The 15,713-nt window shown below is 48.8% G+C and carries 16 protein-coding genes; 8 read left to right on the forward strand and 8 right to left on the reverse strand.

The genetic code is table 11. The annotated features are described in order from the left end of the window. Positions 1 to 91: 91 nt before the first annotated feature. Positions 92 to 898: an alpha/beta fold hydrolase gene (locus JHL22_RS13865; RefSeq protein ID WP_200238709.1), complete on the forward strand. Its 807-nt coding sequence runs from the start codon at positions 92 to 94 to the stop codon at positions 896 to 898. Here the strand turns inward: JHL22_RS13865 and JHL22_RS13870 are convergent. The 3 genes from JHL22_RS13870 to scpC form a co-directional block, all read right to left on the reverse strand. After that, positions 883 to 1,326: a CopD family copper resistance protein gene (locus JHL22_RS13870; protein WP_200238711.1), complete on the reverse strand. Its 444-nt coding sequence runs from the start codon at positions 1,324 to 1,326 to the stop codon at positions 883 to 885. The genes JHL22_RS13865 and JHL22_RS13870 overlap by 16 nt on opposite strands. A 28-nt stretch (positions 1,327 to 1,354) precedes the next feature. Further along, a complete protein-coding gene (locus tag JHL22_RS13875; RefSeq protein ID WP_200238714.1) occupies positions 1,355 to 1,864 on the reverse strand; it encodes a copper chaperone PCu(A)C in 510 nt (169 codons plus the stop codon). Between the two features lie 198 nt (positions 1,865 to 2,062). Beyond that, on the reverse strand, positions 2,063 to 3,574 hold the full coding sequence (gene scpC, locus JHL22_RS13880) for a succinyl-CoA:acetate CoA-transferase ScpC (protein ID WP_200238717.1): 1,512 nt from the start codon (positions 3,572 to 3,574) through the stop codon (positions 2,063 to 2,065). Positions 3,575 to 3,793: 219 nt separating this feature from the next. On the opposite strand from scpC, the gene JHL22_RS13885 reads away from it, so the two are divergent. From JHL22_RS13885 to JHL22_RS13900, 4 genes are all read left to right on the forward strand, one after another. Continuing rightward, positions 3,794 to 4,267: a DUF411 domain-containing protein gene (locus tag JHL22_RS13885; RefSeq protein ID WP_200238719.1), complete on the forward strand. Its 474-nt coding sequence runs from the start codon at positions 3,794 to 3,796 to the stop codon at positions 4,265 to 4,267. Positions 4,268 to 4,343: 76 nt separating this feature from the next. Continuing rightward, positions 4,344 to 5,360, forward strand: coding sequence for an amino acid ABC transporter substrate-binding protein (locus JHL22_RS13890; protein ID WP_200238722.1), 1,017 nt, complete (start codon positions 4,344 to 4,346; stop codon positions 5,358 to 5,360). Positions 5,361 to 5,442: 82 nt separating this feature from the next. Beyond that, positions 5,443 to 7,431, forward strand: a complete 1,989-nt coding sequence (locus JHL22_RS13895) for a bifunctional chorismate-binding protein/class IV aminotransferase (protein WP_200238725.1) — start codon at positions 5,443 to 5,445, stop codon at positions 7,429 to 7,431. Between the two features lie 17 nt (positions 7,432 to 7,448). Continuing rightward, a complete protein-coding gene (locus JHL22_RS13900) occupies positions 7,449 to 7,784 on the forward strand; it encodes a zinc ribbon domain-containing protein YjdM (RefSeq protein WP_268918932.1) in 336 nt (111 codons plus the stop codon). Positions 7,785 to 7,863: 79 nt separating this feature from the next. On the opposite strand, the gene JHL22_RS13905 is transcribed toward JHL22_RS13900, so the two are convergent. The 3 genes from JHL22_RS13905 to JHL22_RS13915 are packed head-to-tail and all read right to left on the reverse strand — an operon-like array spanning position 7,864 to position 11,716. Next, positions 7,864 to 9,135: a solute carrier family 23 protein gene (locus JHL22_RS13905; RefSeq protein ID WP_200238730.1), complete on the reverse strand. Its 1,272-nt coding sequence runs from the start codon at positions 9,133 to 9,135 to the stop codon at positions 7,864 to 7,866. A gap of 12 nt (positions 9,136 to 9,147) precedes the next feature. Then, the gene (locus JHL22_RS13910; RefSeq protein WP_200238732.1) at positions 9,148 to 10,770 is read right to left on the reverse strand and encodes an acyl-CoA dehydrogenase family protein; all 1,623 of its coding nucleotides are present in this window, start codon (positions 10,768 to 10,770) and stop codon (positions 9,148 to 9,150) included. A gap of 55 nt (positions 10,771 to 10,825) precedes the next feature. Then, the gene (locus JHL22_RS13915; protein ID WP_200238735.1) at positions 10,826 to 11,716 is read right to left on the reverse strand and encodes a LysR family transcriptional regulator; all 891 of its coding nucleotides are present in this window, start codon (positions 11,714 to 11,716) and stop codon (positions 10,826 to 10,828) included. 163 nt (positions 11,717 to 11,879) lie between these two features. Here JHL22_RS13915 and JHL22_RS13920 point away from each other — a divergent pair, with 163 nt between their 5' ends. From JHL22_RS13920 to pcaD, 3 genes are all read left to right on the forward strand, one after another. After that, positions 11,880 to 12,872: a Bug family tripartite tricarboxylate transporter substrate binding protein gene (locus JHL22_RS13920; RefSeq protein WP_407926780.1), complete on the forward strand. Its 993-nt coding sequence runs from the start codon at positions 11,880 to 11,882 to the stop codon at positions 12,870 to 12,872. Between the two features lie 43 nt (positions 12,873 to 12,915). After that, complete coding sequence (catC, locus tag JHL22_RS13925; RefSeq protein ID WP_200238738.1) at positions 12,916 to 13,191, forward strand: muconolactone Delta-isomerase; 276 nt, start codon at positions 12,916 to 12,918, stop codon at positions 13,189 to 13,191. Between the two features lie 80 nt (positions 13,192 to 13,271). Then, positions 13,272 to 14,051, forward strand: coding sequence for a 3-oxoadipate enol-lactonase (pcaD, locus tag JHL22_RS13930; protein ID WP_200238740.1), 780 nt, complete (start codon positions 13,272 to 13,274; stop codon positions 14,049 to 14,051). Here pcaD and JHL22_RS13935 read toward each other — a convergent pair. Beyond that, positions 14,040 to 14,633 (reverse strand): nucleotidyltransferase family protein, encoded by a 594-nt coding sequence (locus JHL22_RS13935; RefSeq protein WP_200238743.1) that lies wholly within the window; start codon positions 14,631 to 14,633, stop codon positions 14,040 to 14,042. The genes pcaD and JHL22_RS13935 overlap by 12 nt on opposite strands. A gap of 14 nt (positions 14,634 to 14,647) precedes the next feature. Next, complete coding sequence (locus tag JHL22_RS13940) at positions 14,648 to 15,655, reverse strand: XdhC family protein (protein ID WP_200238745.1); 1,008 nt, start codon at positions 15,653 to 15,655, stop codon at positions 14,648 to 14,650. Positions 15,656 to 15,713: the final 58 nt, after the last annotated feature.

Here is a 15,713-nt window from a genome sequence, read left to right on the forward strand (position 1 = left end):
TTTGCTTTAAAAACACAGGCATCATTGCATCACGCGCCATTAAGCGTGATCATGATGCCTTTACTTTTATACCTCCTTTACCCGCACCGTTATGATTCCCTCTTCACCCATCAAAACACTCCAGACCGAAAACGGCTGTTTTCACTACCAGGATGAGGGCATAGGCCAAGCACTATTATTAATTCATGGTTCATTATGTGACTGGCGCTACTGGCGCTGGCAATTACCCGAGCTTGCCAAGCATTGCCGGGTCATTGTACCCAGTTTGCCCCACTATTGGCCCTATGAAAATACGCAAACCGGTTTTTCAGTTTACCAGCATGCCCGCGACATGCATCACTTGCTGGACGCCTTAAACATTGAGTCTGCCCATGTACTGGGCCATTCGCGCGGTGGTTCAATTGCCATACAGATGGCGCTCAAACACGCCAACAAAGTACGTTCGCTTATTCTGGCCGACCCCGGCATTAGAACCCGCCAACAGGAAAACCACGCCAACTTCAAACATGAAGCATTATTGGCCATACAGGAAGGTAACATTGACGAAGGCCTGGCCCTGTTTATTGATGCAGTAAGTGGTCCAAACACCTGGAAACGGATGGTCAGATGGTTCAGGCAAATGGTTCGGGACAATGCAAGTACACTGGTACTACAACAAAATGAACCGGCTTTTTATTTTGATGACACGGCTTTTTCAGGCTTGACGCTACCTGTCACTTTACTGGGTGGATCAGATAGCCCTGCCCCGTTTCCCGCTATCATTTCACGCCTTGAAAATATTTTACCGCAGGCCCAGAGCCATTTCATCACGCCGGCTTCCCACGGCATGAACCTGGCATTACCCCATGAATTCAATCGTATAGTTATTACCCACGTCGAACGTCACCAGTTAAAATAAAACATGGACTTGGCCAAAAAAACAATAAAAATCATATGAACAAAGACGCTTATATGAATATAGCGTGACCATGCCTTGGTTAGGGTTTTGTGTTTCATTTTGACAATAGCAATTAAAAAATGCACAAATACACTTAACGCCAACAAAATTTTAAGGCTTAGCTGCCAGGCAAAAGCCGATGCGAAGGGGTTGGCCAGCACTGTTCCGTAACGCATGGCCATTAGCGTGCCCGAAAGAAAAAGCACAATGACTACCCAGGGCATGAAACTTTTTACCCGGTTACCAATGACGGGCATGACTTCCCGTCGGGCCTGCCTTGAAACCTGACTGCCATGAACGGCAGACAGAACCAACACCTCGAAAAACACCCCGCCTACAAAAACAATTGCGCAGAACAGGTGTACGATATGCGCAATACTGTAGCTCATATAGCGTCCAATCCAAAAAAACCAATAATTAGCTGTCAAATGACCTGGCATTGGCCGCTTTCAACTCACAAGTAACCGGAATTTTATCTCCGGTACCAAGCACAAAACGGGTTTGTATTTTATCGCCGGCTTTCAGGCCCGAAGCCGGTTTTTCCAGCATGGCATGAAACCCGCCTGGCGCAAAACTCAAGGTTTCACCCGCCTTGACGATCACTTCGGGCACCATTTCCATACCCGATAAGCCATTTTTCATATACGAACGATGCAGCATGGTCTCTTCAAACGCATCTGTTTCAATGGCCTTGATGACCGCAATTTGTGTGGCGTCATTATTCTTGATATCAAAAAAACCACCCGAAGGGGTGACCGATGGCATCAGACGTATCCAGCATTTATCAATGGAGACATTATTGCTCCCCTTTTCAGCGGTGACTTCGGTACTCATGGCATGACCGTGACCATGGCCGTGCTGGGCATGTGCCCCCGACATAAACATTGCCAACAACCCTACAGACACTGCAATTAATGATTTTTTCATAACCCGCCTTCATGAAAACAAATGGTTCAAAATCAAAAAGGAAACAACACTGTTTATTCCGTTTTAAGCATACTATCATGTGTCAGATCAAATGACATTGATCTGCGTTATCACTTGAGTCTGCCTAGTCCGCTCTCTTTCCTTCAGGGATAAAAAAAGACATGGTTGATTAGACCATGTCTTTTTTGATATACCGGTTTACATATGACCGGTTTTTTCATAGCGATCGTGCCAGCCTAACGCTTCTGTCAGGATATGCGGGGTATGGACTGGACGTCCTGAATTATTGGCACGATCAAAGTAATCCAGCAAAGCTGCCTTATAGCTGGGATGCGCACAGTTTTCTATGACGCAAATTGCACGCTGGCGTGGTGACAGGCCGCGCAAATCGGCCAGCCCTTGCTCGGTCACAATGATCTGGACATCGTGCTCAGTATGGTCAACGTGAGAAACCATAGGCACAATAGCGGAAATGGCACCATTTTTAGCCGTTGAAGGCGTCACAAAGAATGACAGATAGCCATTACGGGCAAAGTCACCCGAACCGCCAATGCCGTTCATAATACTGCTTCCCATAATATGGGTTGAATTCACATTACCGTAAATATCGGCCTCTATCATGCCATTAATGGCAATAATGCCAAGACGCCGCACAATCTCAGGGTGGTTGCTGATTTCCTGGGTACGCAAAATGATACGTTCACGGTAAAAGTCGATATTATCGTTCAACTCTTTAAGTCCGTCGGGGCTTAAAGACAGGGAAGTTGCAGACGCGCTAACGAGCTTTCCGGATTTGATCATGTCCAGCATGCCGTCCTGGATGACTTCGGTATAAGACTTCAGATTTTCAAACTCGCCCTCGTTAAGGCCAGCCATCACGGCGTTGGCAATATTTCCCACACCGGACTGCAAAGGTAACAGGTTCTTGGGCAAACGACCTTCGGCCACTTCCTTGCTAAAAAAATCCAGAATATGTTTGGCAATACGCTTGGAGGTTTCATCGGGCTCGGTAAACTTGTTAACCCGGTCTGTTTCATTGGTTTCAACAATCGCAATGATCTTATCTAATGGACAACGCAGATAGGGTTCGCCAATGCGCTCATCGGGCTCGGTCATCATGATGGGCTTGCGATTGGGCGGCAAGGCAGTACCATAGTAAATATCGTGCATGCCTTCAAGCTTTTCACTTAATTTATGATTGACTTCAATAATAACTTTGTCTGCCTGGTCAATCCAGGTTTTATTGTTACCTACGGAAGCGGCTGGAATCAAACGCCCATCTTCCAGGATACCGGCTACTTCAATCACCGCAATATCCAGTTTGCCAAAAAAACCAAACCAGGCAAACTGAGCCACATGCGACAGGTGAATATCCATATAATGCATTTGGCCTGAATTGATTTTCTGACGACAGACCGGATCAGACTGATAGGGTAAGCGCATTTCAATACCATCAACCTCTGCCAAAACACCATCCAGTTCTGGCGCGGTTGAAGCGCCTGTCCAGACACTGATGCGAAACGGCTTACCCTGATCATGAACCGATTTGATATGCTTGGCCAACGCCACGGGAATGGCCTTGGGGTAACCGGCACCGGTAAAACCGCTCATGCCGACATTGACGCCTGATGGAATTAGTTTGGCTGCCTCGTCCGCACTCATCACACGGTTTTGCAATGCCTCACATTTTATTCTTGAATTAGTTGACATATTTTTACTTCACGAAAAAAACGCAATACTGCGTACAATAGAAAATAATGCATAAAAAATGCACACTTCACTTTATAATCGGTAATAGACTCTAATAGTTACAAATGCATTCAAATTGCCATGTTATGTTAATGAAATTTGATGCAAATCAATAGATAACCAGGAGTAACATCCAAATCTGGCCTTTCATGAAAGTAACCATTACCTGTGAGGAACAAGATGAAACCAAAAACCGCCATGCCCATCCTGTTAGGTATGCAAAAACTGGCCAAAGCCTTGCTAGGCCTAACCATGCTAACGCCAATTGTAGCATCCGCCCAACCTGTCCCCCCCATTAACATCTGGCAAACCGAAAGTTGCAACTGCTGCAAACAGTGGGCCAGCGAGATGCAAAACCACGGTTTTCTGCTAAATATTCATACGGTCCCAGACACCACTACCTATCGCCGGCAGCTTGGCATTCCTGATGAACTGGCTTCTTGTCAAACGGCCCAGGCAGGGCCTTACGCCCTTGAAGGACCAGTTCCTGTTCTGGATATCATAGACCTGCTACAGGCCCAGCCCGATATTATCGGATTGGTCAATCCCAACCGGGAAGGCCCAAATCCCAAGGTAAAAACCAACAGCAGCATGGCACAAAGCACCTACATACTGCATAAAAACGGCCAGGCCACCCCCTTGCATCCCAACTAAACACTTCCAAAACCGTGAATTCTTGGGTATGGTTTGACTATCTGATCAACAAAGTGAATAAAGGAGTTCCTGAAAAATGAAGACATTGAGCTATACGCTAGCCGCTTTCGCACTGGCTGCCGGAGCACAAACGGTCCAGGCATCCACCCTGGATACGGTAAAAAAACGCGGTGAGGTACTATGTGGCACCACCACCGGATTTGCCGGTTTTTCAGCCCCCAATGCCAAAGGCGAATGGGAAGGACTGGATGTGGATCTGTGCAAATCAATTGCCGCCGCCGTTTTGGGTGATGCCAATAAATTCAAGGCTGTCCCCCTGAATTCCCAGCAGCGTTTTACCGCCCTACAATCGGGCGAGATAGATGTCTTAACCCGCAACACGACCGTTACCCAACAGCGTGACACCGCACTGGGTATTTTGGGTGCGGGCATCAACTTTTATGATGGCCAGGGCTTTTTAGTACCCAAAAAACTGGGGGTCAACAGTGCCAAAGAACTGGATGGCGCAACCGTTTGCATGCAAACCGGCACCTCCAATGAAAACACCATGGCCGACTGGGCGCGGGCCAACAATATTAAGTACACCCCCGTTGTCTTCGACCAATTCAATGAGGTTGTCAATGCTTTTGCCGCCGGCCGTTGTGATGTTTTCACCACCGATGCCTCCGGTCTGGCCTCTATCCGCATTTCAAGACTGGGCAACCCCGATGACTATCAGGTACTGCCGGAAATCATCTCCAAAGAGCCCTTGGGCCCCTTTGTACGCCAAGGCGATGACCAGTGGCTGAATATCGTCAAATGGACCCTGCAAGCTCAGATCAATGCCGAAGAGCTTGGCCTGACTTCTGCCAATGTTGATGAACAGCTGGAAAGCACCAACCCCAATGTACAGCGTTTACTAGGCACCACACCAGGGTCTGGTAAAAACCTGGGACTGGATGAGAAATGGGCTTATAACATTATTAAACAGGTGGGCAACTATGGCGAAAGCTTCGAACGTAACGTAGGCCAGGACAGCCCGCTGAAAATTGATCGCGGCCTGAATGCCCAATGGAACCAGGGTGGCCTGTTATATGGGTTACCAGTAAGGTAAGCCATTTGCATTTACGATCACAAACTTAAGCGCATACACTGCCACAATATATAATGACTTTTTTTGTGGCAGTGATTTTCTTATGCAAGCCCCTTTTTTCGTTCTTCTTGATGATGCTGTCGCCCAAACGGGCATGCTACACGAACAGCTGGTACACACTGACAGTATAAATACCGCTGCCCTTGACCGTTTGCAACCCTTGTTGCAACGAGGCTGGCAAAATAACTGGCATGCCATTGTGTGGGCGCCCTATGGTTTGGGGCGGAATATGATGGGGCTTGAAAAAGCAGGCCTGCCCAACACCGGTACTTTGCCCCCCACGCAAGATACCTTGCTCATTTATTGGTTTGCACAAAAAACTGTCTTAAACAATAAAAAAACTATCCAAAACTGGCTCAAGGCACAGTTCAAGCCCGAAGAGCCTGCTGGCTTATTGCAGCCTGCCCTTGGACAAAACCGGACTGATTACATTAAAAGCATTGAACAGATCCGGCAAGACATTGCCGCTGGCGAGGTTTACCAGATCAACTACACCACCGAGCTACACTTTCAGGCTTATGGCTCCCCCTTCAGGCTTTATCAGAAATTACGGAAAAAACAACCCGTACCCTACGGTGCCCTGGCCTGTCTTCCTGTTTCTGCGGCTAGTCCAGACCAAGAAATGGCAAGTAATGCACACTGGACCCTGTGCTTCTCGCCAGAGCTGTTTCTGGACATCCGCCACGATGGCTGCATTCATACCGAGCCCATGAAAGGCACGGTGCCCGCCCATGATGACGGCCAAAACGAAGCCCGGGCAAAGGCGCTGCGGGCCGACACCAAGAATCGGGCCGAAAACGTCATGATTGTTGATTTGCTGCGCAATGACCTGAGTAAAATTGCCGTACCAAATGGCGTGAAAGTACCCGAGCTTTTTACCGTTACACCCTTTGGCACGGTACTGCAAATGACCACCCCTATTTATGCCCAGTCAAAACCCAATACCCGTGCAGGCGAGATTTTTCAGGCGCTTTTCCCCTGCGGCTCCATTACCGGTGCCCCTAAAAAAAGAAGCATGCAGCTGATTGAAAAATATGAACAACGTGACCGTGGCCTGTATACCGGCAGCATCGGCTATCTGGAGCCCTGCCAGGGCGGCCTGGGTTTCTGTGGCAAACTGAATGTTGTCATCAGGACCTTAGTGCTGACTGAGACAACACCTGATTGGCCGAACGCGGCAAACGTCAACCATTCACCCCTTCAATTTAGCGGCATCATGGGGGTTGGCTCGGGTATTGTCTATGACAGCACAGCCGACAGTGAATATGAAGAGTGCCACTGGAAATACCGCTTTTTACAAAACCTGCCCATTGATTTCACCCTGTTTGAAACCATGCTGTATAGCCAGGGGACATGCCGCCTGCTTGAAGCGCATGTGTCGCGCCTGAAGCGTTCGGCGTTGGAACTGGGATTTACCTTTAATGAAGATAATATCCGTCAAGCGCTGACAAGTCACTTCAACCAACTGCTTGAACAGGATAAAAAAGCCGGGCACCATCAGGCATACCGGGTCAAGGCCAGCCTGCACGGCAATGGCACCCTGGCGATTCAGCATGCCGCACTAGAATCCCTGGCACAAGAAAAGCAAAGCGTGATTATTTCCCCAGCCCTACTTCCCAATCATGACATTTTGCGTCGTTACAAAACCAGCCATCGCCAGCAATACGATGAACAAATGCACCGGGCCTTACAACGTCGTGCCTTTGACAGCCTGTGTTTTAACCAGGATGGTTTTTTACTGGAAGGTGCACGCAGCAGCATTTTCATTTACCACCAGGGCCAATGGCTGACGCCTGCGCTGGAACTGGATATTTTACGCAGCGTGATGCGGGCGCAAATAATACAAAACCCGGCCTATTGGCTGGCCACCCATACACCAAAAAATGAACACCCAGGCAACGGAGAATGGAAAATCACAGAAACAAAAATCACCCGTCAGATGCTGGCAAACGCCCGGATTATTCTGGCAGTTAATGCACTTAGAGGACTTATCCCGGTTAAATTGCTACACTTAAACGATTTTAACGCTTAGCAAAACAAAGGAAACAATTGATGAGTTTTCCCCCCTGTCCACAATGTGCCTCTGAACTTGCCTATAACGATGGCATTCAATTTGTGTGCCCCGAATGCGGGCACGAATGGCTTGAGGGCGAAGAGGCCCAGTCCGAAGAAGGCCGTGTTGTCAAAGACAGCAATGGCACCGTTTTACAAGATGGTGATAGCGTTACCCTGATCAAAGACCTGAAAATCAAAGGTTCCTCGCAGGTCATCAAACAGGGAACCAAGGTAAAAAGCATCCGTATTGTCGACGGCGATCATGATATTGCCTGCAAAATTGATGGCAGCAACATGATGCTGAAATCTGAATTCCTGAAGAAAATTTAATGCCAACATGCTTTGTCATTGCCGCAACAGCGGTCATGACAAAGCACCGGTATCTGCCACAGCAAACTACCGGCAAAAACTAATGCCGACGGTTCAGGGTATGCTCAAGGAACAGCACCGCCATGCAGCCCATGATAAAACCATTACCCACTATTGGCCTTGCCATAGCCGGAATCTGCGCTACCACCCCGGGTGGCAAAAAAGCAATCAGAATAGAAAGCATGACCGGAAAAGCAACGGTTACACCACTGTAAAAATCAATGATGCCCTTATCCCTGACCAGCATTTGCAATGATGCCGCCAGTTGAGCCGTCATGACATATAACAGGGCCGCCCCCATGACAACCGCCGGTATCAACGACATAAAACCAATAATACCCGGCACCCAGGAACACAGCACCAGCAGCAATCCGGTCAATACCAGCGGGTAACGGGAGGCACACTGGGTAGCGGCAATGACGCCAGGACTCATAGAGTAATCAATCGGGCCAATCACACCAAAAAAACCGGCCATTACATTACCCAGCCCGGTAATGCCCATTCCCTTTTTACTACGTTCGGGCATGTTACTGGCGCCCAGCATGGCACCCACCCCCTGTATAGAACCCAGCTCATTAATCATGAGAGCAATAAAACTGAAGAAAAATGCCAACAACGTTGGCAGGTCAAATTCTGGGTGCCATAGCAGTGAAGAAAGAAAAAGGGGCCCCGTTTGTAGCCAGGGTAGAAGCGCAGGCAAGCTGCCGGGCCAGCCAGCAAAGCTAAAATAAGCCAAAGAGCCCAATACCAGGCCCAGCAATACCACCATGGATTTCCAGACCCCGGGCAGCCACTTGTTACCCAGCAACATCATGAGCGCCAGCAACAGGGAAAATACCAAATTGCCCGCAGAATTACCGGTTTCCCCCATGGATAAGCGCAAAATAAGCGGTGACAGGGTAACGGCCACCAGAACCAGAATGACCACCACTACCCGGGTGGTAAAAATCTTCTGTATTTTGCCCAGCCCACCGCTAAACGCCAAGAGAGCGACGCAGGCCCCACCTATTCCAATAGAAGAATAAATGGCCGCATCAGAGCCGGTACCCGCGACAATGCCTAACAATAATACGGATGCAGGACCAATAATCAGGGGTAATTTATGCCCCCACAATACCTGCACAAACATAACAAGACCGCAAACGGCAAACAGTTTTTGCATATACATGATCTGGGCGGGAATATCCCGCCCCTGCAAAACCGCCACCACACTGCCAATAATAAGTAAAGAAGGTACCGCAATACTAAACCACTGCACCCCATACATCAGCATGGGAAAAGCACGGGGCTTATCCTCCAGTTGGTACTTCATGAAACACATCCTTCAAAAAACCACTGCCCTATTCAGGATTTCCTGTGGATCGGCATAAACATAAGACCCAACAATACGCCCACCATGCGAAAAACGACTCTGAATAAACGCTTCAGCAATGTAAGAAGGCGCATAATGACACATCAAAGTGGCCTGCACCAGCAAAACCAGCTCTTGCGCCACCTGCCGCGCGCTGTATTCCAGTTCAGTCGCATTATTACGCAAGCGCATCTTAAGCGTATTTACCGCCCCGCTTAACAATGAATGCATACCTGCCTCGGTTGAAAGGTTTCCCAGCAACACTTCTCCCAGCTCGGGTTCATTCCGCAAGGCCCGCAATACATCCAGGCACATTACATTACCCGAACCTTCCCAAATTGAATTGACCGGTGCTTCACGTAGCAGACGCGGCATGGGACCTTCTTCGACATAACCGTTACCCCCCCACACCTCCATGCATTCGGCAACTGTTTCAACCGCCCGCTTGCACACCCAAAACTTGGCGGCAGGCGTCACAATTCGGGCATAGGCCCGGGACAAGCTTGAATGCCGGTTTTCCACCGCATGCGCAAGACACATGGACAACCACATGGCCGCCTCACTTTCCAGCACAAGGTCACACAGCACCATTTGCATTAAGGGCTGCTCAATCAGCCTCTTGCCAAATACCTTCCTGTGGCTGGCATGATGCACGGCCTGCACAACCGCCTGGCGCAACAAGGCAGCACTACCCAGCACACAATCAAGCCGGGTTTGTGCCACCATTTTGATAATGGCCTGTATGCCCTGCCCAGGCTCACCCACCGGTAAGGCCCAGGCATTATGTAACAAGACTTCGGCACTAGCATTGGAACGGTTCCCCATTTTGTCTTTAAGATGCTGTATTTGCACTCCGTTCAGGCTGCCATCAAGACACCAACGCGGCACAAAAAAACAACTTAACTCACCCTTCAATTGTGCCAATACCAAATGGGCATCAGACAGTGGCGAGGAAAAGAACCATTTATGCCCGTTCAGGCAATAGGTTTTGGTTTGTTGGTACTGGCCGGATGGCTCTGCCATCGTAGTATTGGCACGTACGTCAGACCCCCCCTGTTTTTCGGTCATGCCCATGCCAATCATGATGCCTTTCTTACCCTCCAGGGGCTGATCGGACGAATCATATTCCCGACTATATAAATGAGGCGCCAATTCATCAAACCAGGGTTCATATTTCAGGGCAGGAATGGAAGCAAAGGTCATGGTAACCGGACACAGGCTGCCCGCTTCGGTTTGCCCATGCAAATAAAACAGGGCTGCCCGCCTGACATGGGCATTGCTTTGCCAGGCATCAGAATGGACTCCTTGCTGGAACAGGCTGCGCAACAGCACATGCCAGCTGTCATGAAAAGAGACCGGGGCGGTTTGCGCGTTGGTGCGATGAGACTCGTTAAACCGGGGAGGATACTTGTTCGCATTGACGGCATGCTGCAATAAAGAGGCGGACCCCATGAGGGAGCCATATTCATGGCAATCATCAATCGCCCACGAAGCACCCAGAGATTTAAGGGCCTCTTTCAGGGCGGGGTCACTGTCAAAAACATTATAATTTTGCAACCCCACTACCTGGTTATCTGAACTTTGATCGTGCTGCATATCAACCTCCTTTGAAAATACCGTTGGCATTTCCTGTTGATGACCGCTTCACTTTTCACTTATATCCCATTGCCATTTTTTTTGCCAGCCCCAACACTTCCTTCAGGAACTCGGATTCATCCGTTTTTCGCCAACTCATCATGACTGGAGAGGTAAATCCCGCGGCATTGAAATCAATATAGACCACGTCATCACGCAATAATCGCTTCACCGACTCGGGCACCAGCGACACACCAATACCAGCGGCCACCAAACCAATCGCGGTTTGCAATTCATTAACTTCCTGCACGACATTGGGCACATATCCATGTTGACTGAACAGATCCAGCACATGATCAGCATAACTGGGGCGTGGGGCAGCCGGATACACAATTAAGGGTTCCTGCAAAATTTCATTAACGCCAATCCCCGACACGCTGGCCAGTGGATGATCCCGAGGCATGGCAACCACTAAGGGTTCATCAAGCAGAACCAGACGCGCAATTTCAGGATCACTTAACTTGATACGTCCCATGCCAATATCTATCCGCCCCATTTTCAAGGCCTCAAACTGCTGCAAGGTGGTCATTTCAACCAGACCGATTTCCACCTTCTCATTCAACTCCCTTAACTCGCGGATAAAATCGGGCATGTAGCCATAAAGTGTAGAGGGCACAAACCCCACGCCAAACCACACCCGGTCTTTTTTACCAATCCGTTGTGTGGCCTTAATGGTCTCTTCGAGCTGCTGCGTCATTTTCTGGGTATGATCCATGAAATACTTACCCGCATCAGTAAGGTGAATTCCGCGCCCCTGGCGTTCAAACACCTTAACCCCTAACTCTTCTTCAAGCAGCTTGATCTGCCTGCTTAGCGGAGGCTGGGCGATATGCAACAACCTGGCTGCACGCGTAAAACTAAGCTCGCGCGCAACACAGTGAAAATAGCGAATTTGCCTTAATTCCATAACCCATACCTTTAAAGTATCGACACCTACAAATATAGTCTTAGACAGCAGAAAAAACTACAAGGATAATTAATTTACCTATATTAAAACATATGGCTATATCCAAAACCCGCATTCAAACTGCATTGATATATTCCATGCCGAAAAACAGGAGATTTCCTTGATCCCAAACCTCACCCCTTCATTTGTGGTTAAAAAAATAATAACGCTTGCCACAGCCGGCAGTTTGCTTGCCCTTTCCAATACTGCACTGGCAGCCTACCCGGAACGCCCGATCTCCTGGATTGTTCCCTTTCCGCCTGGTGGCGCCATGGACGTGATAGCACGAACACTGGGTGAAACCATGAGCAAAGAGCTGGGCCAATCTATTGTGGTTGAAAACAAACCCGGTGCCGGTGGCAATATTGGCGCTGCCCAGGTTGCCAACGCCAAACCCGATGGTTACACCATCATGATTGTTGCCAATGGCATGGCGGTCAACCCGTCTTTATACAAGCAACTTACTTACGACCCCATTAAAGACTTTACGCCCATTTCCCTGTTGGCGGCGGTGCCCAACATCCTGGTCACCCAGGTTACCCGCGATGACATCAACTCGGTCAAAGACGTGATTGACCAAACCAGGGAAAATCCGGGCAAATATACCTACGCATCGGCCGGAGTAGGCACCTCTATTCATCTGGCAGGTGCCCTGTTTACTTACCTGGGCAATCTGGACATGCTGCACGTGCCTTACCGTGGCAGTGGCCCGGCCGTGACCGATTTACTGGGCGGACAAGTAGATTACATGTTTGACAGCATTACCTCGGCCAAACCACATATTGATGCCGGCAAACTTAAGGCCCTGGCCATTACAACCGCCAAACGCTCTTCCACCCTGCCAGACTTGCCCACCGTTGCAGAAAGCGGGCTGGACGGCTATGAGCTGACACCCTGGTTTGCCACCTTTGCACCGGCCGGCACGCCCGATGACATTATCCAGACCCTGAATAAAGCCATGCTCAACGCCATGGATTCAGAAAAGGTCAAAACAACCTTTGCCACTATTGGTGCAGAAAAAATCGGCAGTACGCCCGAAGAACTGCAGTCCTATCTGCAGGACGAAACCACCAAATGGCAAAAAATTATCAAGGAAACCGGAATTTCCGCAAACTGAGTAAAATAGAATACTCATGGATCATCTTTTTAAAGGAACTCATATGCTTTACATGGTTGAAATGGACGTTAATATTCCTCACGATATGCCCGAGGAAGTTGCTAATGAAATCAAGAAAACAGAAAAAGCCTATTCACAAGAACTGCAACGTTCGGGCAAATGGGCTTATATCTGGCGCGTGGTAGGCGAATATAAAAACGTCAGCATTTTTGATGTAGAAAGCAATGAAGAACTGCATACCCTTTTGTCCGGACTTCCCCTGTTCCCGTACATGGATATCAAGGTAACGGCCCTATGCAGGCACCCTTCCGCTATCTAACACGCAGACTTGCCGTCTAAGCAATCTTGTAACAGCAAACCTGGTTTGCTGTTTTCTTTTTCAGCAACAGGATACCTACTATGAGCACCATCCAGATTAATAATGAAACCTTTAACTACCAGTTAAACGGCCCCGAAAACGCACCCGTGCTGTTTTTTTCAAACTCCCTGGGCACCACTTACAGCATGTGGGCCAAACAGGTGGATTATTTCAGCAAAAACTATCGTGTCTTAAGCTACGACACGCGCGGACATGGCGAATCCGTTAAAAACAAAGGTCCCTACACGCTTGAACAACTGGGCAATGATGTGTTGCAAATTACCCAGGCCCTGGAGATTGAAAAATTCAGTTTTTGCGGTATTTCCATGGGCGGCCTGATTGGCCAATGGCTGGGTATTCACGCAACTGAAAAACTGGAAAAACTGATTGTATGTAACACCGCCGCCAAAATCGGCCAGGAAGCCGGCTGGAATGAGCGCGCCGCCCTGGTGCGTTCTCAAGGCATGAATCCGGTGGCCGACAGCTCTGCCGGCCGCTGGTTTACCGAAGGCTTTGTTCAGGCCAACCCGGCGATTGTTGACGAACTGATTAATGGCTTGCGCCAGACGGATGCCGAAGGCTATGCCGGCTGTTGTGAAGCACTGGCCCACGCCGATTTGCGCGACAACATTGCCCTGATCAAAACCACCACCCTGATTGTGGCCGGAAGCCATGATCCGGTAACTACCGTGGCCGATGCCGATGCCATGGCAGAAAAAATTACAGGTTCAAGCCGTGTGGATCTTAACGCCTCACACCTGTCCAATATTGAAGCCAGTGACGCATTCAATAGTGCCCTGGAAGCCTTTTTAAAGGGCTAAGCTTCTTTCTTGCTCAAGTATTTCAGGGGTATCGAAATCCATGATGCATCCCCGGTCATTGACCGGGATTTTCATCAAAAAACCCGCATTTTCCTGCAGGATTTTTTTTGCTCCTTTATCTCCGCCCAGGTTCACAAGTTGTGTAAAAAAAATATTGGAAAACCAGACCGGATGGCCCTGTTGACCATCATAAAAAGGAGCCGCCAATCTTGAATATGCCGTTGAGGCAATCATGGCCCGGATCGTGGATTCCTGAATAAACGGCAAATCTGCCGGACAAATAAGCCAGCCCTCATATTGTTTCAAACAGGAGACGGCGTAGGCAATCGAATCTCCCATGCCCGGTGAGGAAAATGGCATTTCAAGGAAATTAATGCCTTCACGTTTTAAACAATCGATATGTTGCTCAGAGTGATTGCTTAGCACGACCCAGACATCTTCATTAAGGACTCGCTGGATTACTTTTGCTGTATGAAGAAACATGGGTACGCCATTCAAATCAACCAAACGCTTATCTGAACCAAAGCGTACCGATTTCCCCGCGGCCAGAATAATAGCCCCTGTTTTTTTGGGTATTTCCATATCGTTATCCTGGGTTAAAACACTTTTTCCGCTTCAATGTTTTTGGCATAAGCAACATCAGCAGTTTGATGTAAAAATACGCTATTTTTAACCGCAAGAATTTCAGCCATAACACTGACCGCTATTTCAGCGGGTGTCTTGCTGCCAATATAGACACCAATCGGACCGCGCAAGCGGGCAAGAGAGGCTTCCGTTTGATCAAAATGCGCTATCATCCGCTCTTTTCTGGCCTTATTATTTCTGCGCGAACCAATACCGCCAACATAAAAAGCATTGCTTTCCAGTGCCTGCAACAATGCCAGGTCATCCAGTTTAGGGTCATGGGTAAGCGCGACAATGCTGGTGCGGGCATCTGGCCTGAATTGATCAACGGCATCATCGGGCATTAATGTTGTCAGCTTGGCTTGCGGTATCGACCATCGCTTATCCGCATTGATACGCGGATCACACACAGTGACTTCAAATCCGCAAAATAAAGCCATTGTGGCCAGATACTCGGATAGCTGACCTCCACCTATAATCAGCATGCGATATTCCGGACCGAAACAACTGATAAGAAGATCATTATCAAGCAGCAACGGTGTGGGCGCGGTTGCGCGCCTCAGCATCACCTTTCCATCAGCAAGCCTGACCTTCCTTTGCATCAGATGACCGGCATCCAATTCAGCCACCAGTTCGGCCAGGGCACTGATTTCCGGATTGAACTCCAGAAAAAGCTCAACGGTTCCACCACAAGGTAGCCCGAACTGATGTGCTTCATCAGCTGTTACACCATACTTAATCAGCTCGGGAGGGCCATCCTGAATGTCTGAAGATGATCCAAAACGGAGAATAAGGTCATCTTCCAGACAGCCCCCCGAAACAGAACCGACGGTAGAACCATTTTCAGACAAGGCCATAATGGAACCGATTGGGCGGGGTGAAGAACCCCATGTCCTGACGACAGTCACCAAAACCGCTTTCAGGCCTTGTTGACGCCACTCAAGCAAGGTACGTAAAACCATAACGTCCAGATTTTCCATGACTCCTCCTTACATTAATTTGTTGTCAAGACATAGTAATTCAAACCGGTCCCCGCAA

Origin of the sequence: Advenella mandrilli (genome assembly GCF_016595155.1) — a bacterium.
Lineage (GTDB): Bacteria > Pseudomonadota > Gammaproteobacteria > Burkholderiales > Burkholderiaceae_B > Advenella > Advenella mandrilli.